This window comes from Bacteroides graminisolvens (genome assembly GCF_963666085.1).
In the GTDB taxonomy this organism is placed as follows: Bacteria; Bacteroidota; Bacteroidia; order Bacteroidales; family Bacteroidaceae; genus Bacteroides; species Bacteroides graminisolvens.
Genome location: NZ_OY762556.1, coordinates 1,362,094 through 1,387,437 on the forward strand (window position 1 = coordinate 1,362,094; position 25,344 = coordinate 1,387,437).

A 25,344-nucleotide genomic window follows, 5' to 3' on the forward strand; every position below is an offset into this window, starting at 1 on the left:
AAAATGAGACATAATAAAAAATTCAATCATTTAGGCCGTACTGCTTCTCATAGAGCTGCTATGTTATCTAATATGGCATCTTCTTTGATAAAGCACAAAAGAATCACTACGACCGTTGCTAAGGCTAAAGCATTAAAGAAATTTGTTGAACCATTGATAACTAAATCAAAAAATGATACAACAAATTCTCGTCGTGTAGTTTTTAGCAATTTACAAGATAAAATTGCAGTTACTGAATTATTTAAAGAAATTGCGACTAAAATTGCAGATCGACCAGGTGGCTATACGAGAATTATTAAGACAGGGAATCGATTGGGTGATAATGCTGAAATGTGTTTTATAGAATTGGTTGATTATAACGATAACATGTCGAAAGATATTGTTGCTAAAAAATCACCTCGAACACGCCGTTCAAAGAAAGTAGTTAATGCTGATTCTACAGATTTAGCCCAAGACGCTCAATCTACAGAGGAAAATAATGCTTCCGTTGAATAGTAGAGATTTTCTTATAAGGGTCACATGAGATATGTTGACCATGCTAAAAAAATAACTCGAGTTTGTGACTCGAGTTATTTTTTTATTAATGACTAATGTTTAGGGTTGACTATGCTTGTAATTTTAGTATTAGCCTACAAATCTTTTAGATGAAATGTTTTATATCGATTGATTCGATATCCTAGATGCGGCGGTTAATGTATTTTTTTGATTCACTAGTTGTTAGACTTATATTGATCTTGATTGCCAGCCAAAATTAGATGATTATTATTTTATTATAGCAAAAATTGCTTCATCAAAATAGATTTCTCTGTTTAAAAATCAACTAGATAATGCTTTTCTTGAATGGATTTATAATACTCACCTTCCTATTTCAGAATCTAAAGTTGTTTTTTCCTTTAAGTGTATGTTAGCTCTAATTTATGCCTGAACATCATATTTAATATACACCTTGATTTATTATATTCATTTATTGTCATTTCACCTTTAATTCGTATCTTTCCAAAGTTTTTAATATGCTGATTGTTTATGTCTATGAAAAGGGTTTTAATATTATTGGGATTTGCACTTTTTTCAGTGCTTATATTTGCTCAAAATAAGTTTTATTTGAGTGTTAAAGATGTCTACATACATCGTGGTGATTCTCTCTCCAAAGTTGTTTTAGAGAAAAGAATAAAGAATCAGCTTATGCTTACACCTGGCGGGGATTATAAAATTAGTGCCTCTTCTCCTTCAACTTGCAAGAGAATCAAAGGACGGTATTTTGCGATTGAGATAGATGGAAATTTATATTTGAATTGCAGAAAATTGCGCTTTAACCGTTTTAGGTTTGGTACTTGTTATGCCCCTGCTATGTGGGTGAAAGATAAAATTTATTTCTCGGCTTTGCCGATAGGACCTGCAGCAGTTAGTATAACATCAGCGACAAATTATAATATGGGAGATGTTGGAAGGGCAATTGCTTCTTCCTCGCTACTAACTGAACGTGTCTACTATTTTATTGATCCTATAACTTATAAGGTTGAATTTGTTAGTCGTGATATTATGAGCGAATTATTGATTGATCAACCTGATTTGCTAGCAGAATATTTATCTTCCAATTCAGAATTAGCTAATGTGACAGGTAAGTATCTTAAAATATTAGCAGGAGTTGATCAATAATCATTCTTCAATTAATACTTTCCTATTTTTAAATAATATCTTTATACTACATATTTTAGTGTGTTACTCATGCGATTTTTTAATTTAGAAATCAGATATAACTATATAAAAATAAACAGTATATAATTATGTATGAAAAAGAAAACAACAGAACAGAGTTGAAGCATAAAACCGTCACTTTAGCGATGAACGCTTTTGCGACTAAAGGTATAAAAGGAGTGACAATGGATGACATTGCTATGGGGTTGGGTATATCAAAAAGAACTTTATATGAAATGTTCGAAGATAAAGAGGAGCTCTTGATAGCATGTATGCTGGAGCATCAAAGAGAAAAAAATGTATTTGTTAATGAAGTGATATCTAGTTCAGTGAATGTGCTAGAGGTTATTCTAAAATGCTATAAAAAGAGTGTTGAGGAGTACCATAAAATGAATATACGTTTTTTAGAGGAAATAAAGAAATATCCAAGAGTTTGTGAGCTGATGGATGACCATAAAAAGAAAAATAGTAACTATGCTATTTCATTTTTCAGGAAAGGCGTTGAGCAGGGACTTTTTAGAGCAGATATTAAGTTTGATATTGTTCATGATTTGTTGCATGAGCAGATTGATATGTTAATTCACAGTGAGACTTTTAAAAAATATTCTTTTCTAGAGGTTTATGAATCAATAGTTTTGATATTCGTACGAGGCATATCAACTGATAAGGGAATTGAAATACTGGAAAACTTCTTGATAGAATATAATGCTAAATCTGTATAATGCAATATCCTATGAGTATATGATGATTAAGAAAATGGTTTTGAATAAAATTTTATTATTGATTTTCTTGCTAGCTTTATTTACTAATTCAGTGGAAGCGCAAGATTCGAGTCTTTCACAAGATAAGGATACATTGGTTTTAACTCTCGAATCTGCTATGAAAATTGCACTTTCTGAAAATCCTATCGTAAAGATGTCCGAGAAAGAAGTTGTTTTGAAGAAAGAAATTAACAAAGAAGCATGCGCTGCCTTATTTCCTGATATAAACTTGAGTGGTACTTATTCAAGAACAATCAAAAAACAAACAATGGCAATGCAATTCGGTGAGGAAACTACAACTATACAAGTTGGACGTGACAATACTTATAATGGTGGTATGATAATTAGTTTACCAATTTTTGCTCCCGCATTATACAAAACTATTAATCTTACGAAAACAGATATTAATCTTGCTACTGAGAAAGCTCGATTCTCAAAATTGGATCTTATAAATCAAATTAAAAAAGCATTTTATCAGTTGCTTCTAGCTCAGGACAGTTATAACGTTTTGACTAGAAGCTACCGTCAGGCTGAGGCTAATTTTAACATTGTTAATGCAAAGTTTAATCATGGCGCTGTTAGTGAGTTTGATAAAATTCGTGCAGAAGTCCAGATGCGCAATTTAAAACCTTCTGTTGTGTCAGCTCATAATGGAGTTAATTTAGCAAAACTGCAACTCAAAGTTTTAATGGGGATTGATGCAAATTATGAACTAGTTATCAATGGAGGTCTAAAAGAATACGAAATGGAGATGTTCATAACTAAACAGAATAATGTCTACTATAACCTTAGTAATAATTCAGACCTAAAGCAATTAGACCTTAGTAATAAGTTGCTTCAGAATACTCTTAAACTACAACAAACTAATTTTATGCCTACCTTATCGGCTTCTTTCAATTATTTATATATGTCGATGAATGATAATTTCAGAATATCTAGTTACGATTGGTATCCATACTCTACGTTTGGATTAAGTCTGACTATACCGTTATATAAAGCTAGCAATTTTAATAAACTGAAGCAAACAAAAATTCAAATCCAGCAACTGGCGCTGAATAGACTCAATTTGGAACGTCAGCTGAATATGAAAATTAGTAGTTATTTAGATAATATGAATGCTAGTTCCGAGCAAGTAATGAGTAACAAAGAAAGTGTGGCTCAGGCGGAAAAAGGTCGTCAAATTGCATCAAAGCGATATGATGTTGGTAAAGGAACTATTTTAGAATTAAATGATTCTGAATTGGCTTTAACGCAAGCTCAATTGGTATATAACCAATCTATATATGATTTCTTAGTTGCCAAAGCCGATTTAGAGCTAGTGCTAGGTGAATAACAACAGATAGAGTAATTTCAATTAAAAGTATTATATGAGAAAGTATATTCAGTTAGTATCCTTCATGTTTATTTTGCTAATGAGTGCGTGCACAGAAAGCAAAGATAAGAAAGGAGTAGATGTAATTAGTGAAAAGCCGAGGGTAAAACTTGCAACTGTTACAGCCCGACAAGTTGATCAAATTTTGGAATATACAGCAACTGTACAGGCAGAAGTAAAAAATAATATTGCTCCTGCTTCTCCTGTTAGAATTGATCATATCTATGTTGAAGTAGGAGACAAGGTCAGTAAAGGTCAAAAACTTGTTCAAATGGATGCAGCAAGTTTAAAACAATTAAAACTTCAGTTGGATAACCAAGAGATAGAATTTAAACGCCTTGATGAATTATATAAGGTTGGAGGAGTCTCGAAGTCAGAATGGGACGCTTCGAAAATGTCTTTAGACGTAAAAAAGACTTCCTATCGGAATTTATTGGAAAATACATCTTTACTTAGTCCCATAAGCGGAATAATAACGGCTCGTAATTATGATAATGGAGATATGTATAATGGTAATACTCCTGTTTTAGTAGTAGAACAAATTGTTCCTGTAAAGCTACTAATTAATATATCAGAAAACTATTTTTCTAAAATAAAGAAAGGATCTCCAGTTAAAGTTAAGTTTGATGTTTTTGAAGGAGAAGTCTTTAATGGCAAAATTAGTTTAATCTATCCAACCATTAACGCAGCAACACGCACTTTTCCTGTTGAGCTTGTGCTAGATAATAAAGATATGAAAGTGCGCCCCGGTATGTTTGCGCGTGTTGAAGTAAATTTCGGTTCGGAAAATCATGTGGTAGTTCCTGATCTAGCAGTTGTTAAACAAGCTGGCTCTGGCGACCGTTATGTATTTGTCTATGAGAAGGGAAAGGTTCGTTACCAAAAGGTAGAATTGGGTAGCAGAATGGGAAGTGAGTATGAGTTGATCTCAGGAGTAGACAACAACTCTCAGGTGGTTGTTGCCGGACATGCACGTTTGGTTAATGGTACTGAAGTAATTATTGAAAAATAATAAAACCCAGTTATGAGTTTATATGAAGGAGCTGTAAAAAAGCCAATTATGACCTCGCTCTGCTTCTTGGCAGTAGTGATTTTTGGTCTGTTTTCATTGTCTAAATTACCTGTCGATTTGTATCCTGATATTGATACAAATACTATAATGGTAATGACAACGTACCAAGGAGCCAGTGCTTCTGATATTGAGAACAATGTTACACGTCCTCTTGAAAATGTTCTTAATTCAGTTAGTAACTTAAAGCATATAACGTCAAAATCATCAGAGAACATTTCAGTCATCACACTAGAATTTGAGTATGGTTATGATATTGATGTCTTAACTAATGATGTGCGTGACAAGCTAGATATGGTTAGTTCTGCTTTGCCGGAAGAAGTTGAGACACCAATCATATTTAAATTTAGCACCGATATGATTCCTATTGTACTGCTTTCAGTACAGGCTGAAGAAAGCCAATCTGCTTTGTATAAAATATTAGATGATAATGTTGTTAATCCTTTAGCCCGAATCCCAGGTGTTGGAACTGTATCAATTAGTGGTGCTCCTAAGAGAGAAATACAGGTTTATTGTGACCCCAATAAACTGGAAGCGTATAATCTCAGTATTGAAACTATTAGCTCTATAATAGGGGCAGAAAACAAAAATATCCCCGGAGGCAATTTTGATATTGGAAATGAAACCTATGCTTTACGTGTTGAAGGAGAGTTTAATGATACCAAACAGTTAGAGAATATTGTAGTTGGCACGCGTAATGAAGCGAATATTTTTCTTCGTGATGTAGCAAAAGTGGTTGACACTGTTGAAGAGCGAGCTCAAGAGACGTATAATAATGGGCAAAAAGGTGCTATGATTATTGTACAAAAGCAATCTGGAGCAAATTCAGTCAATATATCAAAAGAAGTACTTAAAGCTTTACCCAAACTACAGAAATCACTGCCGAGTGACGTGAAACTTGGTATCATTGTTAATACGTCCGATAACATATTAAATACGATAGACAGTTTAACAGAAACGGTGGCATATGCGTTATTATTTGTAGTAGTTGTTGTATTTCTCTTTTTAGGAAGATGGAGGGCAACACTTATTATATCAATTACGATTCCCCTTTCACTGATTGCATCATTTATATATCTTGCTATTACTAATAATACAATTAACATTATATCGTTATCTTCTTTATCCATTGCAATTGGTATGGTTGTTGATGATGCGATTGTTGTCCTTGAGAATGTCACTACCCACATCGAAAGAGGTTCTGCCCCTAAGCAAGCAGCTGTTCATGGTACTAATGAAGTTGCCATATCAGTAATTGCTTCTACACTAACCATGATTGCTGTGTTTTTTCCGCTTACAATGATTACTGGTATGACAGGAGTTATGTTTAGGCAACTTGGTTGGATGATGTGTACAATCATGTTTATATCAACTGTTGCAGCGCTTTCATTGACGCCAATGCTTTGTTCGCAGTTACTGAAATTAGAGAAGAAGCAGACCAAATCTTTTCAGAAATTCTATGCTCCGATTGAACGCATTCTTAATGGTTTTGACAATTGGTATGCGCATGTTTTAAACAAAGCTGTGCGCCATAGAATGTTGGTTCTCATTTCTTGTATCGGCTTATTTTTATTGAGCCTTCTTTGCGCAAATGGTATAAGTACGGAATTCTTTCCGACACAAGACAATGCACGCATATCCGTTGCACTAGAGTTGCCTATCGGATCTCGAAAAGAGTTAGCGCAAAATTTGGCAGATCGATTAACTAAGCAGTGGCAATCAAAATATAAGGATGAAATATTGGTGTGTAATTATACGGTTGGCCAAGCCGATACAGATAATGCGTGGGCAGTAATGCAGAATAATGGTTCGCATATTATTTCATTTAATATCCGATTATCAGATCCGGGAGATAGAAAGAAGACGTTGGAACAGGTTTGCGATGACATGCGTCAAGACTTAAAGTCTTATCCCGAATTAAGTAAAGCTCAAGTGATATTAGGTGGCAGTAATACAGGCTTAACCGGCCAATCTACTGCTGACTTTGAAATTTACGGTTATGATATGTCTGTCACAGATAGTGTTGCCGCTAATCTGAAACGTCAGCTTTACCAGATAAAAGGTGTTTCAGAGGTTAATATTAGTAGGAGTGATTATCAACCAGAATATCAGGTTGATTTTGACCGAGAAAAGCTAGCCATGCATGGGCTAAATCTATCTACCGCAGGAACTTATTTAAGGAATAGAGTTAATGGCGCAATTGCATCGCAGTATCGTGAAGATGGTGATGAATATGATATTAAGGTGCGTTATGCCCCTGAATTTAGGACTAGTTTGGAAAGCCTTGAGAACATTATCATATATAATAGTAAAGGTGAGGCAGTGCGAGTTAAAGAACTTGGTAAAGTCGTTGAGCGATTTACGCCGCCAACAATCGAGCGAAAAGACAGGGAGCGTATAATAACAGTCTCTGCCGTGATTTCAGGAGAGGCTTTGGGAGATGTTGTTGCAGCTGGCAATGACGTTATTGACAATATGGATATTCCTGCGGGGGTAACAGTACAAGTTGCTGGTTCTTTTGAAGATCAACAAGAGTCGTTCCAAGATTTAGGAGTGCTGGGGGTGCTTATTGTTATTCTTGTTTTTATTGTGATGGCTGCCCAATTTGAATCGCTTACCTATCCGTTTATCATCATGTTTTCATTGCCATTTGCATTTAGTGGTGTATTGATTGCTTTGTTTACCAGCCAAAACACGCTGAATGTGATGAGTATGTTGGGAGGCATTATGCTTATTGGTATCGTTGTTAAGAATGGTATTGTATTGATTGATTATATTAGTTTATGTCGAGAAAGGGGGCAGGCGGTAATAAATTCTGTTGTTACGGCAGGCCGTAGCCGTCTTCGCCCGGTTATAATGACAACGGCTACAACCGTGTTAGGTATGGTACCTATGGCAATCTCAACGGGGCAAGGTTCAGAAATGTGGCGACCAATGGCTATTGCTGTTATCGGTGGATTAAGTATCTCTACTATTCTTACTTTGATATTAATCCCAGTTCTCTACTGTGTGTTTGCAGGTACAGGAATTAAGAGGCAACGTAAAGTGATGAAGCGCAGGCGTGCTCTATCTGATTATTTTCAAGAACATAAAAGTGAAATTGTTAAAAAATGAAGTCTGTATTTATAACCTTTGACCAAGCCTATTATGAACAGATAATAGGAACCCTAGATCGTTTGAATTGTCGTGGGTTTAGCTATTTTGAACAAGTAAAAGGGCGTGGGAGCAAAACCGGCGAACCGCATTTCGGGAGTCATGCATGGCCTTCTATGTGTTCGGCCATTATAACAATGGTAGATGATAATAAAGTTGATCCATTGCTTGATGCGTTGCATAAGTTGGATACGAGAACTGAAAAATTAGGTCTGCGTGCGTTCGTTTGGAATATTGAAAAAACGATTTGATTGTAAATCGATCTTTCTCTTCCTTTTATATATCTTTGCAGCCTTAAAATCGTAACATGGCTGTATGAATCATATTAAAGATACGTTTTGGCTGACAGTAATTGTTCTGTCAGCACTTCTTTTGCTACATTATTTGCCTTCTACAATAATCTGTGGTCACACTTTACGGAAGGTTGATATGTTGAGTGATATACGTAGTAGCAAAACGGATCCGTCTGTACCTGACACGCTACCTCTTGTTGCTCCCAAATCAAAGATTTTAGTAGATACATGTAAGAGCGGCATCACTTGTGTTGAAGATTTCACTGATTCTATAGGACAGGGAATGGCACTGTTTTATCATGCGTTGTCGAAGCTTGATGCCGGAGAAAAACGTATAGTGAGAATTGCTGTTTTTGGAGATTCTTTTATAGAGGGAGATATATTCACTGCCGATTTAAGAGAAATGCTTCAACGAAAATTTGGAGGATGCGGAGTGGGCTTTATTCCTATAACCTCTATGACCAGTGGCTATCGGCCTACGGTGAAACATTCGTATGGAGGCTGGAATAGTCATGCTGCAACTGATACTACTTATTTTAATAAAAAGAAACAGGGGATATCCGGCCATTATTTTATTGCCGATTCAGCAGCATTTGTAGAACTCAGGGGGCAGGCTCAATATGCCTCTTTACTAGATTCTTGTACATGTGCTTACCTTTTGTTTGCAAATAAGGCTCCCGTCAAAGTGGGGGTCAGACTTAATCGGGAAATAGAAAAACTTGTTGATGTTCCATCTTCTCCCTCAAATGGATCATTGCGACAGATTACTCTAAAGGGACACATCGGCTCTGTGAGGTGGAACATTTATAAGGCAGATTCTACCGTGTTTTATGGAGCGGCGTTAGAAGGGGCAAAGGGTATTGTCCTTGATAATTTTTCTTTGAGAGGCAGTTCGGGGGTATCGCTGCGATATATACCGGAGCAAACATTGAAAGCTTTTAGTTCTAAGAGACCTTATGATTTAATAATTCTGCAATACGGACTAAATGTTGCTACCGAAAAAGGACGTAACTATGACTACTACCGCATAGGTATGAACAAAAGCATTGCTCATTTAAAAAAATGCTTTCCCGAAGCGGCTATTCTAATGTTGGGCGTGGGTGATAGAAGCTATAAGACAGAGGAAGGGGAGTTGAAAACTATGCCGGGTGTAAAGAACCTCATTCAATATCAAAAGGTGATAGCCTCAGAGTCTTCGGTTGCTTTTTGGAATATGTTTCAGGCCATGGGTGGGGAAGGTGCTATGGTCAAAATGGTACATGCTAAACCTTCTTTGGCCAATTATGATTATACGCACATCAATTTTCGAGGCGGCAAATATTTGGCAGGTTTACTATATGAATCCTTAATGTATGGATACGAGCAACATAAACGGAGGGAAGATTATGCTAAGTAACTTTAGACTGAAGAGCCTCCTTTGTCTGCTGCTCTATGCATCGGGCATGTCGTCTCAAGATAGACTGCCGCAGAAAGCGGCACGGAATTTAATAAGTAGAATACCCAAACCTGCGCTGAAAGTAAAATGGCCGGCTGATACGATTCCGTATACTCAATTACTGCCTGAAATTTTTAGGAACGTTAAGTCGAATGAAATTGTAGATTCTACAGATGTATTGGAGCCTGTCATGAAACAGCTGCAAGAGATGAGGCTGGACATGGGAGTCGATACATTCCGAATTCTTCATATCGGTGATAGTCACGTTCGTGGCCATATTTATCCTCAATCGGCAGGTTTAGTACTTACTCAAGAATTTCATTCTCTTCTTTATTATGACATGGGAGTCAACGGAGCTACCTGTCTTACTTTTACGCATCCGGCGCGAATATCGGCTATTGTTGAAGCTAAGCCGTCGTTGTTAATCTTATCGTTTGGTACCAATGAGAGCCATGGAAAAGGTTATAAAACAAATGTGCACTATAATCAGATGCATGAGTTAATAGAGTTGTTGAAGGATAGTTTACCGGGTGTTCCCATGTTGCTTACTTCTCCTCCGGGGTCATTTGAAAGACGTCGGTTAAGTCGCAGGCGCAGCACTTATTCTCCTAATCCGCGTACTATTATGGCAGCAAAGACAATCAGAGAATATGCATCTCGTAATGGACTTGCGTTTTGGGATCTATATGCTGTGGTAGGAGGAGAGCAATGGGCTTGTAAAAACTGGGCTGGGGCAAAACTTATGCGTCCCGACCATGTGCATTATTTGCCTGAAGGATATACTTTGCAAGGAAAACTTTTGGCTCAAGCCATTATAAAAGCTTATAATAATTATGTTGTCAATAGACATTAGTCGACTAATAGGGGTGTTTAGCTATGATTCGCAGGCACCGATGATTTTTAGTAGCGGTTTTTTTCTCTGGCTATTTACCGCATTTATCTCTGTATACGTTTTACTAACACAGAAGAATACAGCCAGAATTTTGTTCGTAACTGCATTTTCTTATTTCTTCTATTATAAAAGTAGTGGCGTTTATTTTCTGCTTTTGGCGTTGGTAACCGTTAGTGATTTCTTTTTGGCTCGAAGAATGAATATTACTGCATCTGCTGTTCAAAGAAAGCTTTTGGTGTTTTTTAGCTTGTTAATAAACCTAGGACTTCTTTGCTATTTTAAATATAGTAACTTCTTTGGAACCATTTTGGCTGATATTACGGGAGGATCTTTTAGTCCGATTGACGTGTTTCTACCGGTTGGGATTTCTTTTTTTACGTTTCAATCCTTAAGCTATACCATAGATGTTTATCGCAAACAGATAGAACCTTTAAATCATTTGATGGATTATGCTTTCTACGTGTCTTTTTTCCCGCAGTTAGTAGCTGGCCCTATTGTACGCGCGCGCGATTTTATTCCGCAGATAAGAAAGCCTTTGATGGTGACTTCTGAAATGTTTGGCAGAGGCGTGTTCCTTATTCTTTGCGGACTATTTAAGAAATCAGTCATCTCAGATTATATAAGCGTGAATTTTGTAGAACGTGTGTTTGATGCTCCTTCGCTTTATTCCGGTGTTGAAAATTTAATTGCTGTATATGGATATGCACTTCAAATTTATTGTGATTTCTCGGGTTATAGCGACATGGCTATAGGTATAGCTCTTTTGTTGGGGTTTCATTTTAATCTCAATTTTGATTCACCCTATAAATCATTGTCTATTACAGAGTTCTGGCGCCGCTGGCACATATCGCTTTCAAGTTGGTTGAAAGATTATTTATACATATCGTTGGGAGGTAACCGCAAGGGCAAATTACGTCAATATGTAAACTTGATTGTTACCATGTTTCTTGGTGGCTTATGGCATGGTGCTTCTTGGAACTTTGTTTTGTGGGGAGTGCTACATGGCCTGGCCTTAGCGGTTCACAAAATATGGTTGGAGCTATTGGTCGTTTCTCGACTTAGTATTAAGATTCCAAATTTTGTTGGAGCCTTTTTCACTTTCCACTTTGTGTGCTTCTGCTGGATATTTTTTAGAAATACCAGCTTTGAAAATTCGCTTAACATGATTCGACAGATATTTGTGAACTTTCATGTAGATGTGTTACCTCAAATGATAATTGGCTATTGGCCCGTTTTTGTGTTAATGGTGATTGGGTTCTTATTGCATTTTGCACCTGATAATTGGGAAAAAGCTTGTTGCTCATTTATTACACGAATACCCTTATGGGCTAAGGCCCTCATTATTATTCTAGTCGTATTCGTTATTATTCAGGTTAAGAGTGCAGATATTCAGCCCTTTATTTATTTTCAATTCTGACACTTAAACATCAAAGATGATCTTTTTACTTTAGGCGAATCAACAGATTCGCCTAGCTGTTTATGTGCTTTGTTATTAAACAATGGTTCTCCAAAATCTAGAATCTTTCGTATTTCCCTATCTATTTTTGCGCTTCATCTGCTTTCTCTTCTCTCTTTTCTTCTCTTTTCTTTCGAGTATCTTCCTTTTGCATTTGCCGGCTCACCATGGTTGTTAAGTCGTCCAACCAAGGTTAGCCAGTCGACCAACGATGGTTAGCCAGTCGTCCAACCAAGGTTAGCCGCTCTTTTTTCTTTGGGTTCTTTTCGCTTGAGCTATTGAATAGTCTATCCTGTCCTTCCTTCTTCTTTCTTCTTCGCTAATGTCTGCCTTTCGCCTTTCAACTACCACCTTCCTACTTTGTTTTCTTGATACCCCCACTTTGTTTCGAGTCTTTTTCTTCCATCCTTGCCTTCCTTCTTACTATTGCAATAACCCTTTTTTTTCTCTGATTACATTTCCCCCTATATAGTATAAGGTATCCCCATTCTTCGTATTTCTCCGGTTCCCCCTTTCTTTGTATTTATTTTCATGGTGTTACCTCCTGATGTCTAGCGCTTTAAGCCTTTTCGCTCCTTTCTTCTTAAAAAAAAGAGTATGATCTTCTTGTTTTGTATGGCAAAAGCTTCTACTTTTGCACCCGCTTTGCAAGAGAGACAAAGTGTTTTCTTGAAATGTTGATAAAGCGCCTGTAGGGTTTGACTCATGCGGTTTTACTTTTAAAAAAAAACTTCTCTGAAAGTTTGGAAGTGAAGCTAAAAAGTCTTTATCTTTGCAGTCCGGTTCGCAAAAAAGGATCTTTTTTTGTTTAGGCCTTCGCTCTTGCTAAAAGAGTTTTAGAAGGTAGCTTAACGAAAAAAAACTTTTAAAAAAAACTTCCGAAAACATTTGGTTGTTACTTTTAAACTCCTTACCTTTGCACCCGCTTTAGAAAACAAAGCAAAAATAAAAGAAGCGTTCTTTGATAGAATTACATAAACAATACAAGTAGTACAATAGCAAAATGCTTTTCTTCTTGTTTGGTTTCTTCGGAAACAGATCATTTAAGAGAAGTAATTTTGGGTAAAATTTAGAACCGTCAATATCCTGCTTTTAGCAGGGTGTGAACTTAAATAAATTTACGAAATCCTGAACAGAGCTAAAAACTGCTTATGATTGATACTTTCGGGTATTTTTCATAGGTACACAATACTTTTACAATGAAGAGTTTGATCCTGGCTCAGGATGAACGCTAGCTACAGGCTTAACACATGCAAGTCGAGGGGCAGCATTGGAGTAGCAATACTTCAGATGGCGACCGGCGCACGGGTGAGTAACACGTATCCAACCTGCCGCTTACTCGGGGATAGCCTTTCGAAAGAAAGATTAATACCCGATGGTATAAAGAGTTCGCATGTTCTCTTTATTAAAGAATTTCGGTAAGCGATGGGGATGCGTTCCATTAGATAGTTGGCGGGGTAACGGCCCACCAAGTCTACGATGGATAGGGGTTCTGAGAGGAAGGTCCCCCACATTGGAACTGAGACACGGTCCAAACTCCTACGGGAGGCAGCAGTGAGGAATATTGGTCAATGGACGAGAGTCTGAACCAGCCAAGTAGCGTGAAGGATGACTGCCCTATGGGTTGTAAACTTCTTTTATAAGGGAATAAAGTGAGGGACGTGTCCCTTTTTGTATGTACCTTATGAATAAGGATCGGCTAACTCCGTGCCAGCAGCCGCGGTAATACGGAGGATCCAAGCGTTATCCGGATTTATTGGGTTTAAAGGGAGCGTAGGTTGACATATAAGTCAGCTGTGAAAGTTTACGGCTCAACCGTGAAATTGCAGTTGATACTGTATGTCTTGAGTGTACAAGAGGTGGGCGGAATTCGTGGTGTAGCGGTGAAATGCTTAGATATCACGAAGAACTCCAATTGCGAAGGCAGCTCACTGGGGTACAACTGACACTGAGGCTCGAAAGTGTGGGTATCAAACAGGATTAGATACCCTGGTAGTCCACACAGTAAACGATGAATACTCGCTGTTTGCGATATACAGTAAGCGGCCAAGCGAAAGCATTAAGTATTCCACCTGGGGAGTACGCCGGCAACGGTGAAACTCAAAGGAATTGACGGGGGCCCGCACAAGCGGAGGAACATGTGGTTTAATTCGATGATACGCGAGGAACCTTACCCGGGCTTGAATTGCAGAGGAATATAGTTGAAAGATTATCGCCGCAAGGTCTCTGTGAAGGTGCTGCATGGTTGTCGTCAGCTCGTGCCGTGAGGTGTCGGCTTAAGTGCCATAACGAGCGCAACCCTTATCATTAGTTACTAACAGGTCATGCTGAGGACTCTAGTGAGACTGCCGTCGTAAGATGTGAGGAAGGTGGGGATGACGTCAAATCAGCACGGCCCTTACGTCCGGGGCTACACACGTGTTACAATGGGGGGTACAGAGGGCAGCTACCGGGCGACCGGATGCCAATCCCAAAAACCTCTCTCAGTTCGGATCGAAGTCTGCAACCCGACTTCGTGAAGCTGGATTCGCTAGTAATCGCGCATCAGCCACGGCGCGGTGAATACGTTCCCGGGCCTTGTACACACCGCCCGTCAAGCCATGGGAGCCGGGGGTACCTGAAGTACGTAACCGCAAGGAGCGTCCTAGGGTAAAACTGGTGACTGGGGCTAAGTCGTAACAAGGTAGCCGTACCGGAAGGTGCGGCTGGAACACCTCCTTTCTGGAGTGATTTCGTAAAAGGTTTTATGATTATTACTTTAAGTCTGATTAAGGTTAGATTTATCTGTTGTACTACTGGTACTTGTTTATTTAATATATAGTTGTTAGATAACACAAGAGAAAAAAAAGAAGCCGAGCCGAAAGGCAAGGGTTTGAACACAGTCCTATAGCTCAGTTGGTTAGAGCGCTACACTGATAATGTAGAGGTCGGCAGTTCAACTCTGCCTGGGACTACGAATCTCTTGATTCGGGGGATTAGCTCAGCTGGCTAGAGCATCTGCCTTGCACGCAGAGGGTCAACGGTTCGAATCCGTTATTCTCCACTTCAGGTTCTTTAGAACCGACAACGATCTTTGACATAATGTACAAAAGCAAAAAGTAAATTTTTTAGTAAGAGCTAAAAGTATATATCAACCATACGTTTTGATTCGATATTTATATTGGATTAAGAAGTGTTTGATAAGAAGAAAGTAAGCAAGGGCACATGGTGGATGCCTTGGCTCTCAGAGGCGATGAAGGACGTGATAAGCTGCGATAAGCTTCGGGTAGGTGCAAATGACCTTTGATCCGAAGATTTCCGAATGGGACAACCCAGTATCTTGAAGAGATATTATACTGCTATGCAGTAGGCTAACGCAGGGAACTGAAACATCTTAGTACCTGCAGGAAAAGAAAATAATAATGATTCCGCTAGTAGTGGCGAGCGAACGCGGAATAGCCCAAACCATATATGTTACGGCATATATGGGGTTGTAGGACCACGATGTGGGATCTCAACAGTAGAGAAGAAGTAACTGGAAAGTTATGCCATAGCGGGTGATAGCCCCTTATTCGAATACTGTTTGACCCTAGTGGTATCCTGAGTAGCGCGGAACACGTGAAATTCTGTGTGAATCTGCCGGGACCATCCGGTAAGGCTAAATACTCCTGAGAGACCGATAGTGAACCAGTACTGTGAAGGAAAGGTGAAAAGCACTTCGAATAGAAGAGTGAAATAGTTCCTGAAACCATGTGCCTACAAGCGGTCGGAGCAGCCTTGTGCTGTGACGGCGTGCCTTTTGCATAATGAACCTACGAGTTACTTTTTCCGGCAAGGTTAAGGGTCTTGAGACCTGCAGCCGAAGCGAAAGCGAGTCTTAACAGGGCGATTTAGTCGGAAGGAGTAGACGCGAAACCAAGTGATCTACCCTTGGCCAGGTTGAAGGTTAGGTAACACTAACTGGAGGACCGAACCGATAAGCGTTGAAAAGCTTCCGGATGAGTTGAGGGTAGGGGTGAAAGGCTAATCAAACTTGGAGATAGCTCGTACTCCCCGAAATGCATTTAGGTGCAGCCTTGTTTATTACTAATGTGAGGTAGAGCGACTGATAAGATGCGAGGGCTTCACCGCCTATCAAGTCTTGATAAACTCCGAATGCGCATTAGTTTGAGAACAGGAGTGAGGGCGCGGGTGCTAAGGTCCGCGTCCGAGAGGAGAAGAATCCAGACCATCAGCTAAGGTCCCCAAATAACCGCTGAGTTGAACTAACGAAGTCAGATTGCTAAGACAGCTAGGATGTTGGCTTGGAAGCAGCCATTCATTTAAAGAGTGCGTAACAGCTCACTAGTCGAGGAATTTGGCGTGGATAATAATCGGGCATAAGCGGTTTACCGAAGCTATGGAACCATATAATGGTTGGTAGGGGAGCATTCCACTCTGCGTTGAAGGCGAAGCGTGAGCTTCTCTGGAGCGTGTGGAAACGCAAATGTAGGTATAAGTAACGATAAAGGGGGTGAGAAACCCCCTCGCCGAAAGACTAAGGTTTCCTGATCAACGCTAATCGGATCAGGGTTAGTCGGGTCCTAAGGCTCCGCCGAAAGGCAATGCCGATGGCTGAAATGGTTAATATTCCATTACTACCTTTAAGAGTGATGTGGGGACGGAGTAGTGATAGTGCCGCGAACTGACGGAATAGTTCGTTAAAGGGTGTAGAAGTTGAGGAATGCAGGCAAATCCACATTCCGATTCGAACCTGATAGTATGGAGCGTCTTCGGACAATCCAATAGTGCATGTAAGCAGACTTCCAAGAAAATCCGCTAAACTTAATCTTATAGGTACCCGTACCGTAAACGGACACACGTAGTCGGGTTGAATATACTAAGGCGCTTGAGTGAATCACGGTTAAGGAACTAGGCAAATTGACCCTGTAACTTCGGGATAAAGGGTCCCTCCTCGCAAGAGAGGGCGCAGAGAATAGGTCCAGGCAACTGTTTAACAAAAACACAGGGCTGTGCAAAATCGAAAGATTCCGTATACAGCCTGACACCTGCCCGGTGCTGGAAGGTTAAGAGGAGATGTTATCGCAAGAGACGCATTGAATTGAAGCCCCAGTAAACGGCGGCCGTAACTATAACGGTCCTAAGGTAGCGAAATTCCTTGTCGGGTAAGTTCCGACCTGCACGAATGGTGTAATGATCTGGACACTGTCTCAACCGTGAGCTCAGTGAAATTGTAGTATCGGTGAAGATGCCGATTACCCGCGATGGGACGAAAAGACCCCGTGAACCTTTACTATAGCTTAACATTGAATTTGGGCCATTGATGTGTAGGATAGGTCGGAGACTATGAAGCGGGTACGCTAGTATTCGTGGAGTCGCTGTTGAAATACGACCCTTTGATTGTTTGAATTCTAACCCGTTTGTAATGGGGACACTGTTTGGTGGGTAGTTTGACTGGGGTGGTCGCCTCCAAAAGTGTAACGGAGGCTTCTAAAGGTACCCTCAGGACGATTGGTAACCGTCCGTAGAGTGTAATGGCATAAGGGTGCTTGACTGGGAGACCGACAAGTCGATCAGGTAGGAAACTAGAGCATAGTGATCCGGTGTTTCTGTATGGAAAGGACATCGCTCAAAGGATAAAAGGTACTCCGGGGATAACAGGCTGATCCCTCCCAAGAGCTCATATCGACGGAGGGGTTTGGCACCTCGATGTCGGCTCGTCACATCCTGGGGCTGGAGAAGGTCCCAAGGGTTGGGCTGTTCGCCCATTAAAGTGGCACGCGAGCTGGGTTCAGAACGTCGTGAGACAGTTCGGTCTCTATCTATCGTGGGCGTATGAAATTTGCGTGGCTCTGACACTAGTACGAGAGGACCGTGTTGGACTGACCTCTGGTTTACCGGTTGTGCCGCCAGGTGCATCGCCGGGTATCTAAGTCGGGATTGGATAAGTGCTGAAAGCATCTAAGTACGAAGCCAGCCACAAGATTAGATTTCTTAGGGTCGTCAAAGACGATGACGTTGATAGGTTGCAGGTGTATAGATAGAAATATCACAGCCGAGCAATACTAATTGCCCGTTCACTTTCTTCTTGTCAGTATGGTTTTTATATACGTTTAGCTGATTGATTGATTTATTTTTTGTGTACATTATGTCTACCTTATTAAGGTGACTATAGCACAAGGGTTCCACCTCTTCCCATTCCGAACAGAGAAGTTAAGCCTTGTCACGCCGATGGTACTGCGTAACAGTGGGAGAGTAGGTAGTCGCCGTTTTTTAGAGAAGTCCTGCAGCTATACAAAGCTGTGGGACTTCTTGCGTTTAGGAAGGCTATAAGAAGTGTTATAGCTCATCCTTTATGTAGACTTGTTAGCGGATTAGATGAGTATGACTTGGTTGGTGTTTACTCTCGTATGTTTGCTAAAGCAGAGGCCTTGTCAAGTAGGATGAATGGGATGATACCGAAATCCTGAGGAATTACCATGTTAAGCATACATTTTAGATAATCTGAATAAGAAGAATGCCACATCCCTGACTCCTCTGAGCTGTGCCCTAGACTGCTTGATTTTTGCATAAAAGATTCGTTGGCCGCATTAGTTACATGTTTCTTGAGTAAAGCCACGATTCTTAGGTAATCCTTTTTGATATCTGGGTATTCTCTAAACAAAATAGCTGCACGCTTCCTTCATTCAGCACTACATGAGCAGATGATTCTTATACTGTGATTTAAGTTGCTTGGTCTCAAACTAGTGATCGGCTAATGAACTAGAGTCCTTCATTCTCAAGCTTATCCTGCTGATATTCTTCAGGAGGATTATTTTTCTCCTCAAAATAGATTTCAACTTTGTCGGAAAGCTCATTAAAACGAGCCATGTCGTAGTAATCAAACATGCTATCGAGAAAGATAAAATGAAGGAAACTATCGTAATTCATAAGTTTTTAGGGCAAAGAGAAAGATTATCAATCAAACCCCCTTAGGATTTAGGGGGCAGTCCGTAAAGTTGGGAATTTAACATTTTGTCTTTTTCTACTTAATCTATAAAATATTACTTTTGCTTCATGGAAAAGAAACCAATCGATTATAAAGCTATATTGTCCATGTTCCTTCCCAAAGGGATGCTTGACTATTTTGATTTTATCGACTATTCAGATATGGGTGAGTATTATATATTCTCTTCTTCCACTAGTTTCAAAAGGTTTCTATCCAGAGATAACTGTTACAGATTTCCCTGTTCGTGACCGCACCGTATATTAAAATGTTAAACGGCGCAGATGGGAAGATAAGCAAACTGGAAAGACATACAGCAGGAACTGGCAGTTGGTTGCAGACGGAACTATGATAACAGCCGAGTTCGGTTCCTTTTTAAAAGAGTTATCTTGATAATCATGAAGTTAGCATAAAGATCGTAGCCGACTTCTGTCATATGAAGTCGAAGACACTTAACGATTACTACAAGGAACATCTAAGCAGCTATCGTTCCTGGAACCAGCTCTCACAAGCTGACGATGTATGCAGATACCTGATGAAGTTACCAGAGGGAAAACGTAGGATGGTCAAGAACGTGACACTTGATATGGCCGGCAGTATGAGACAGATAGCCAAAAGATGTTTTCCTTACGCCACACAGATCATAGACCGCTTTCATGTGCAAATGCAGATGCAAGAAGCACTGCAGGAACTACGTGTACAATATCGCTGGCAGGCTATAGAGCAGGAGAATTCAGATGTAAAAAGAGCAAGAGCAGAAAGAAGAAAATATATACCTCAATGTTTTGAGAACGGAGATACTTTGAGACAGCTTCTTGTACGTAGTAGATCTCTACTATTCAAGAGTCCTGATGTTTATGCGTAATTGTTAAATCCCCAAGAATAATGACTGAGCCGATTCTTTTGAGAATAGTATAAATAAAAAAAGGCACCCGAAAAAGGGTGCCTTAAGTTGCGGAGGCCTGACTCGAACAGACGACCTTTGGGTTATGAGCCCAACGAGCTACCAACTGCTCCACTCCGCGATATTTTGATGATGCAAAGGTACTACAATCTATTTAAATAGCAAACTTTTCTATGGATATTTTTTGCATTTATTTTATAAATCATCTCAATGGTCTGATTCCTAGGCGTATATGGATTCGTTTGATAATTATTTATTTTATATAAAATCTATGTATATTGATTTGAATCGTGTTTTAAAGCGAATAAATACTTTATTTCTTGTAAGATTTAACTAAAAGGAGTATTTTTGCTCACATTATTCAGCAATGTGCAATTTATCAATCTATGACAGTATCAAAAACCAAAGCTAAGTTGGTTGACGTAGCTCGTCAACTGTTTGCTAAAATGGGAGTGGAGAATACGACCATGAATGATATTGCTGTGGCCTCTAAGAAAGGTAGAAGAACTCTTTATACTTATTTTAAAAGTAAAGATGAGATCTATTTAGCCGTAGTAGAATCAGAATTGGATATTCTTTCTGATGTGATGAAGCGTGTTGCCGAAAAGAATATATCGCCCGACGAAAAGATAATAGAAATGATTTATACCCGCTTGGATGCTGTAAAGGAAGTCGTTTTCCGTAATGGTACGCTTCGGGCAAATTTCTTTCGCGACATTTGGAAAGTGGAGAAAGTGCGTAAGCGCTTTGATGCAAAAGAAATCCAGCTATTCAGAGCTGTGTTACAGGAAGGAAAAGATAAAGGAGTCTTTCTTATTGACAATGTTGAAATGACTGCTTTATTGGTTCATTATTGTGTGAAGGGCATTGAGGTACCATATATCCGTGGACAGATTGGTGCCAATCTTGATGTGGCTACGCGAAAAAAATATGTTTCCAACATTGTGTTTGGAGCACTACATAAAACTGAAATTAATAAATAATAAATTAGTATGGGATTATTAAGTGGAAAAACAGCCATTGTGACTGGTGCTGCAAGAGGTATTGGTAAGGCTATCGCTTTAAAGTTTGCGTCTGAAGGTGCTAATGTTGCATTCACCGATTTGGTTATTGACGAAAACGCTCAAAATACTGAAAAAGAACTTGCAGCCTTAGGTGTTAAAGTAAAAGGATATGCTTCTAATGCAGCCAATTTTGAAGATACTGCAAAAGTTGTTGCCGAGATACACAAAGATTTCGGAAGCATTGATATTTTGGTTAATAATGCCGGAATTACTCGTGATGGCTTGATGATGCGTATGACTGAACAACAGTGGGATATGGTTATCAACGTGAACTTGAAATCTGCTTTTAACTTTATTCATGCATGTACACCTATAATGATGCGTCAAAAAACTGGTAGTATCATTAATATGGCTTCTGTGGTTGGCGTATCGGGAAATGCCGGTCAAAGCAATTATTCAGCATCAAAAGCTGGTATGATAGGTTTGGCAAAATCTGTTGCTAAAGAATTAGGTTCACGTGGTGTACGCGCCAATGCTATTGCTCCAGGTTTCATTATTACTGAGATGACAGCTGTTCTTTCAGAAGAGGTGAAGGCTGAATGGGCAAAACAAATTCCTTTGCGTCGTGGAGGAACTCCTGAAGATGTAGCAAATGTGGCTACATTCTTAGCTTCTGATCTTTCTTCTTATGTAACCGGTCAGGTTATTCACTGTTGTGGTGGAATGAATATGTAGTAAATGACTGTTGTTTACGAAGATAATCATATTATAGTAGTTAATAAGACCAGCTCCGAGATTGTGCAGGGTGACAAGACCGGTGATATACCTCTTTCTGAAACGGTAAAGCAGTATCTGAAGGAAAAGTATCAGAAGCCCGGTAATGTTTTTGTTGGGGTTACCCATCGCTTGGATCGTCCGGTGAGTGGTCTTGTTGTTTTTGCTAAAACCAGCAAAGCTCTTTCACGTTTGAATGAAATGTTCAAGAACAGTGAGGTGAAGAAAACCTATTGGGCCATTGTGAAAGAGTGCCCGCGAGAGCTGGAAGGTGAGTTGGTGCATTATTTGGTGCGTAATGAAAAGCAGAATAAGAGTTACGCATACGATAAAGAAGTGCCTGACTCGAAGAAAGCCATTTTGCATTATCGTTTGATTGCCCGTTCACAGAATTATAACTTGTTAGAGGTTGACCTGAAGACAGGCAGACATCATCAAATACGATGCCAGTTGGCAAAAATGGGATGTCCTATTAAAGGGGATTTAAAGTATGGTTTTGCCCGTTCTAATCCCGATGGAAGTATTTGCTTGCATGCTCGTAGAATATCTTTTATTCATCCGGTATCAAAAGAGCAGATAGACCTTGAAGCTCCGGTTCCGCCCGGTAGTCTTTGGAATGGATTCAGCTTTCTATAAAGTGAATAAGTAACACATAAAAAAACCGTCCCCTGAATAGACAAAGTAGGGACGGTTTTTTTATATAAGTATGCTTACTGTTATTCGGCAGACTGAGCAGGAGTTTCACCTGTTGCAGGAGCGTCTTTAGCAGGCTCTTCTGACTTAGGTTCCTCTTTTACAGTATCTTCCTGAGCAGGCTCTTCAGTTACTGTACTGTCAGTTTTGTTCTCGTTTTGCTCTGTTACCGGTTGGTTCTTCTTTACCGGATCTTGTGCAAGAGCAAAGATGGAAGTTCCACATAGGAACATGGCCACCAATAATACTAACTTTTTCATAATCATTTGCTTTAAAAATTGTTTATACTTAATTTACATTCTGTTTATCGAATAACTTCTGTAAAAGTATAACCAAATGCTGTGCCATAAATAAGCGTGCAGCTTTAAATGCTTGAAAACCAGCCTGTAATAGGCTTCGTGGTGACATTTAGGAGAGTGTGGCACTCTGTAGAATCCTGTGGAAGTTGAGGAGTATTTGTGGAATAGTTCCACAAATAGAGGCGCATCGCTAACATTGTTGGCTGTTTGCTGAGCGTTGAGTTTAATGATCCATCTTATTAAAGACCTATTTCGTATAGTTTGAGCTTATTATATAATGTCTTTCTATCAATGCCCAAAAGCTGTGCAGCCTTGCTTTTGTTATTTGCAGTTTGTCTTAAAGCTTCGAGTATTTGTTGTTTCTCAGTATCTTCATTCTTAAGTGCTAGCGTAGGAGCAGCAGGAGTCAGCAACTCAGTTCCCAGTTCAGTTAATGAAATATACTCTTGTTCCGCCAGCAAGGTAGCTCTTTTAATGATGTTTTTCATCTGACGCAGATTGCCGGGCCAGTGATACCCTTGCAAAGCAGCCGAAGCTTTCATATCAAATCCGGTAACATGTTTCCCCAGTTCCCTGTTTGCCTGATCTAAGAAAAAGTTGGCAAAGAGCAAAATGTCTTCTTTTCGTTCTTTTAATTCCGGAATAGGCAGCATAAATTCATTGATGCGATGAAACAAATCTTCTCTGAAGTTCCCTTTTTCAATGGCCTCTTCCAAGTTCTCGTTTGTGGCTGCTACGAGACGAATGTCAACCGGTATCTCTTCGTTAGATCCAACAGGCCGCACTCTTCTTTCCTGCAAAGCCCTCAGCAACTGTACTTGTACCTCATAACTCAGGTTTCCAATCTCATCAAGAAAAAGAGTTCCGCCATTGGCCGAAACAAAAGCGCCGGTTTTATCTGTCAACGCTCCGGTAAAGGCTCCTTTTTTGTGCCCGAAAAATTCGGAGGCAGCCAGCTCTTTAGGCATGGCGCCACAATCTATTGCCATAAAAGGCGCATCATTGCGATGACTTAACTGATGAATGAGATGTGCGATGTGTTCTTTCCCTGTTCCACTGGCACCAATCAGCAAAACAGACATGTTGGTAGGTGCTACCAGTTCCACATAACGATATAATTGTTTGGCGGCGTCACTTTCTCCTTTTAGATAACCCGCTGCAAGTTCCGCTTTCACTGTGCCGGTTGATGAGGACGCTGGCTGGTTTAGCGTTGCTTTCACTTCAACCGGTTCAAGAGCCTCTTTCATTTTCTTCAATAACTCATCCGGATTAACAGGCTTGGCTACGTAATCTTTCGCACCTAGTTTAATGGCTTGCACGGCCGATTGAATGTCAGCGTAGCCGGTCATTATAATCAGCGGAACCGGCGTTGCTTTAGCTGTGAGCCATTTGAGCAGATCAATCCCGTCGCGGTCGGGCAGCCGTAGGTCAGACAAAATCAGATCAACTTTTTCCGCAGCAATTACTTTTTGTGCATTGGCTACGCTACTAGCAGAAAAAACAAGGAACCCCTTCTTGGTTAACCAGGTTTTCAACATCATTCCGAAGGTGATGTCATCTTCAACTATGAGTACCGACTTTGTCATTTTGTTGTTTTTAGTGCATTAAACGAACTACAAAGTTAAAAAGTTTTAGTCTAACTTCTATATCACATAGGTATTATTAAGAAGTTTTGTTGGAAGTGAACGTACTAAAGTAGTACTTTTGCAGTAATTTTTAATCTTGAAACAGTATGAAAAAGAATACTATACTTTTATTAATCATTCTGGCGGGCGGGCTTATGGCGTGTCAGTCGGGCAATAAGAAACAAACCAATATGGATCAAAACAAAGAAACGCTGTTGAAAATAGAGACAAGCATGGGAGATGTTACGGTGAAGTTATATAACGAGACACCCCGTCATCGCGACAACTTCATTAAGCTGGCCGAAGAAGGTACTTATGAAGGAACCCTTTTCCATCGTGTTATTAAAGATTTTATGATTCAAGCCGGCGATCCCGAATCTAAAAACGCTCCCAAAGGAAAGATGCTGGGCTCAGGAGATGTTGGTTACACTCTTCCGGCCGAGTTTGTGTATCCTAAATATTTTCATAAGAAAGGCGTATTGAGTGCTGCCCGTCAGGGAGATAATGTAAACCCGGAAAAAGCTTCATCGGGCTGTCAGTTTTATATTGTTACCGGTCAAGTATACAGCGACTCCACTTTGTTGAGCATGGAGCAAAAGCTGAACGAAAACAAACTGGCTACAGTCTTTAATGCGTTGGCCCAGAAGCACATGAAAGATATATATAAGATGCGTAAGGCAAACGACGAGGAAGGTTTGTATGACTTGCAAGAAAAACTCTACGCTCAGGCAGAAGCTGAAGTAGCCAAACAGCCACAGTTCCACTTTACTCCGGAACAAGTGAAGGCATATACAACGGTAGGCGGAACCCCCCATCTAGATAATGAATATACCGTCTTTGGAGAAGTTGTTGAAGGAATGGACGTGGTAGATAAAATTCAGCAGGTAAAAACAGATCGCAGCGACCGTCCTCAAGAAGATGTGAAGATCATTAAAGTATCTGTAATTGATTAATT

Annotated in this window: 19 protein-coding genes, 3 tRNA genes, 3 rRNA genes and 1 pseudogene; 21 read left to right on the plus strand and 5 right to left on the minus strand. The window is 39.7% G+C overall.

Translation table 11 applies throughout. From position 1 onward, the window contains the following. The first annotated feature begins 3 nt into the window (after positions 1–3). The 15 genes from rplQ (at position 4) to rrf (ending at position 18,377) form a co-directional block, all read left to right on the plus strand. Entirely contained in the window at positions 4–495 is a 492-nt protein-coding gene (gene rplQ, locus ACKPCE_RS05590) for a 50S ribosomal protein L17 (protein ID WP_024997574.1), read from the plus strand. A gap of 534 nt (positions 496–1,029) precedes the next feature. Further along, positions 1,030–1,656 carry a DUF6563 family protein gene (locus tag ACKPCE_RS05595; RefSeq protein ID WP_319504463.1) on the plus strand — a complete coding sequence of 209 codons (627 nt, stop codon included), beginning with the start codon at positions 1,030–1,032 and terminating at the stop codon, positions 1,654–1,656. Between the two features lie 122 nt (positions 1,657–1,778). Next, positions 1,779–2,417 carry a TetR/AcrR family transcriptional regulator gene (locus ACKPCE_RS05600; RefSeq protein WP_319505923.1) on the plus strand — a complete coding sequence of 213 codons (639 nt, stop codon included), beginning with the start codon at positions 1,779–1,781 and terminating at the stop codon, positions 2,415–2,417. A 19-nt stretch (positions 2,418–2,436) separates the two neighbouring features. Next, positions 2,437–3,789: a TolC family protein gene (locus ACKPCE_RS05605; RefSeq protein ID WP_319504464.1), complete on the plus strand. Its 1,353-nt coding sequence runs from the start codon at positions 2,437–2,439 to the stop codon at positions 3,787–3,789. A gap of 34 nt (positions 3,790–3,823) precedes the next feature. Beyond that, positions 3,824–4,840 carry an efflux RND transporter periplasmic adaptor subunit gene (locus ACKPCE_RS05610; RefSeq protein WP_319504465.1) on the plus strand — a complete coding sequence of 339 codons (1,017 nt, stop codon included), beginning with the start codon at positions 3,824–3,826 and terminating at the stop codon, positions 4,838–4,840. A 12-nt stretch (positions 4,841–4,852) separates the two neighbouring features. Continuing rightward, positions 4,853–8,011 carry an efflux RND transporter permease subunit gene (locus ACKPCE_RS05615; protein ID WP_319504466.1) on the plus strand — a complete coding sequence of 1,053 codons (3,159 nt, stop codon included), beginning with the start codon at positions 4,853–4,855 and terminating at the stop codon, positions 8,009–8,011. Next, positions 8,008–8,301, plus strand: coding sequence for a PG0541 family transporter-associated protein (locus ACKPCE_RS05620; protein ID WP_024997569.1), 294 nt, complete (start codon positions 8,008–8,010; stop codon positions 8,299–8,301). Before ACKPCE_RS05615 ends, ACKPCE_RS05620 begins: the two co-directional genes overlap by 4 nt. Positions 8,302–8,365: 64 nt before the next feature. Beyond that, on the plus strand, positions 8,366–9,739 hold the full coding sequence (locus tag ACKPCE_RS05625; RefSeq protein WP_319504467.1) for an SGNH/GDSL hydrolase family protein: 1,374 nt from the start codon (positions 8,366–8,368) through the stop codon (positions 9,737–9,739). Then, complete coding sequence (locus ACKPCE_RS05630) at positions 9,696–10,631, plus strand: SGNH/GDSL hydrolase family protein (protein ID WP_319504468.1); 936 nt, start codon at positions 9,696–9,698, stop codon at positions 10,629–10,631. The genes ACKPCE_RS05625 and ACKPCE_RS05630 overlap by 44 nt, the downstream gene beginning before the upstream one ends. Next, complete coding sequence (locus tag ACKPCE_RS05635) at positions 10,606–12,087, plus strand: MBOAT family O-acyltransferase (protein ID WP_319505924.1); 1,482 nt, start codon at positions 10,606–10,608, stop codon at positions 12,085–12,087. The genes ACKPCE_RS05630 and ACKPCE_RS05635 overlap by 26 nt, the downstream gene beginning before the upstream one ends. Before the next feature lie 1,235 nt (positions 12,088–13,322). Continuing rightward, positions 13,323–14,847: ribosomal RNA gene (locus ACKPCE_RS05640) — 16S ribosomal RNA — on the plus strand. Between the two features lie 159 nt (positions 14,848–15,006). Beyond that, positions 15,007–15,080, plus strand: a tRNA-Ile gene (locus ACKPCE_RS05645). 15 nt (positions 15,081–15,095) lie between these two features. Beyond that, a tRNA-Ala gene (locus ACKPCE_RS05650) sits at positions 15,096–15,169 on the plus strand. 141 nt (positions 15,170–15,310) lie between these two features. Beyond that, positions 15,311–18,194: ribosomal RNA gene (locus tag ACKPCE_RS05655) — 23S ribosomal RNA — on the plus strand. Positions 18,195–18,266: 72 nt separating this feature from the next. After that, a 5S ribosomal RNA gene (rrf, locus tag ACKPCE_RS05660) occupies positions 18,267–18,377 on the plus strand. Together the 16S, 23S and 5S rRNA genes with 2 tRNA genes alongside form the textbook arrangement of a ribosomal RNA operon. A gap of 210 nt (positions 18,378–18,587) precedes the next feature. Here rrf and ACKPCE_RS15715 read toward each other — a convergent pair. Further along, a pseudogene (locus ACKPCE_RS15715) lies at positions 18,588–18,703 on the minus strand (ISAon1 family transposase); the annotation flags it as partial. 164 nt (positions 18,704–18,867) lie between these two features. Then, on the minus strand, positions 18,868–19,035 hold the full coding sequence (locus ACKPCE_RS05670; RefSeq protein ID WP_319504469.1) for a hypothetical protein: 168 nt from the start codon (positions 19,033–19,035) through the stop codon (positions 18,868–18,870). A gap of 126 nt (positions 19,036–19,161) precedes the next feature. On the opposite strand from ACKPCE_RS05670, the gene ACKPCE_RS05675 reads away from it, so the two are divergent. Together ACKPCE_RS05675 and ACKPCE_RS05680 are read left to right on the plus strand one after the other, a co-directional pair. Continuing rightward, positions 19,162–19,341, plus strand: a complete 180-nt coding sequence (locus ACKPCE_RS05675; protein ID WP_319504470.1) for a hypothetical protein — start codon at positions 19,162–19,164, stop codon at positions 19,339–19,341. Between the two features lie 185 nt (positions 19,342–19,526). After that, positions 19,527–19,955 carry a transposase gene (locus tag ACKPCE_RS05680; protein WP_319504471.1) on the plus strand — a complete coding sequence of 143 codons (429 nt, stop codon included), beginning with the start codon at positions 19,527–19,529 and terminating at the stop codon, positions 19,953–19,955. 87 nt (positions 19,956–20,042) lie between these two features. Here ACKPCE_RS05680 and ACKPCE_RS05685 read toward each other — a convergent pair. After that, positions 20,043–20,115: transfer RNA gene (locus ACKPCE_RS05685), tRNA-Met, on the minus strand. 265 nt (positions 20,116–20,380) lie between these two features. Between ACKPCE_RS05685 and ACKPCE_RS05690 the strand changes: the two genes are divergently transcribed. Genes ACKPCE_RS05690 through ACKPCE_RS05700 form a run of 3 tightly spaced genes read left to right on the plus strand, consistent with a single transcriptional unit; the run spans position 20,381 to position 22,408 of the window. Continuing rightward, on the plus strand, positions 20,381–20,977 hold the full coding sequence (locus tag ACKPCE_RS05690) for a TetR/AcrR family transcriptional regulator (RefSeq protein WP_027318162.1): 597 nt from the start codon (positions 20,381–20,383) through the stop codon (positions 20,975–20,977). A gap of 9 nt (positions 20,978–20,986) precedes the next feature. After that, complete coding sequence (fabG, locus tag ACKPCE_RS05695) at positions 20,987–21,733, plus strand: 3-oxoacyl-[acyl-carrier-protein] reductase (RefSeq protein ID WP_024997304.1); 747 nt, start codon at positions 20,987–20,989, stop codon at positions 21,731–21,733. Positions 21,734–21,736: 3 nt separating this feature from the next. Further along, on the plus strand, positions 21,737–22,408 hold the full coding sequence (locus ACKPCE_RS05700; protein WP_024997303.1) for an RluA family pseudouridine synthase: 672 nt from the start codon (positions 21,737–21,739) through the stop codon (positions 22,406–22,408). A gap of 80 nt (positions 22,409–22,488) precedes the next feature. Here the strand turns inward: ACKPCE_RS05700 and ACKPCE_RS05705 are convergent, their stop codons facing one another. Together ACKPCE_RS05705 and ACKPCE_RS05710 are read right to left on the minus strand one after the other, a co-directional pair. Next, entirely contained in the window at positions 22,489–22,725 is a 237-nt protein-coding gene (locus ACKPCE_RS05705) for a hypothetical protein (protein ID WP_024997302.1), read from the minus strand. Positions 22,726–23,003: 278 nt separating this feature from the next. Further along, positions 23,004–24,350, minus strand: coding sequence for a sigma-54-dependent transcriptional regulator (locus ACKPCE_RS05710; RefSeq protein WP_319504472.1), 1,347 nt, complete (start codon positions 24,348–24,350; stop codon positions 23,004–23,006). 146 nt (positions 24,351–24,496) lie between these two features. Between ACKPCE_RS05710 and ACKPCE_RS05715 the strand changes: the two genes are divergently transcribed. Further along, a complete protein-coding gene (locus ACKPCE_RS05715; protein ID WP_319504473.1) occupies positions 24,497–25,342 on the plus strand; it encodes a peptidylprolyl isomerase in 846 nt (281 codons plus the stop codon). The last annotated feature ends 2 nt before the right edge of the window (positions 25,343–25,344 follow it).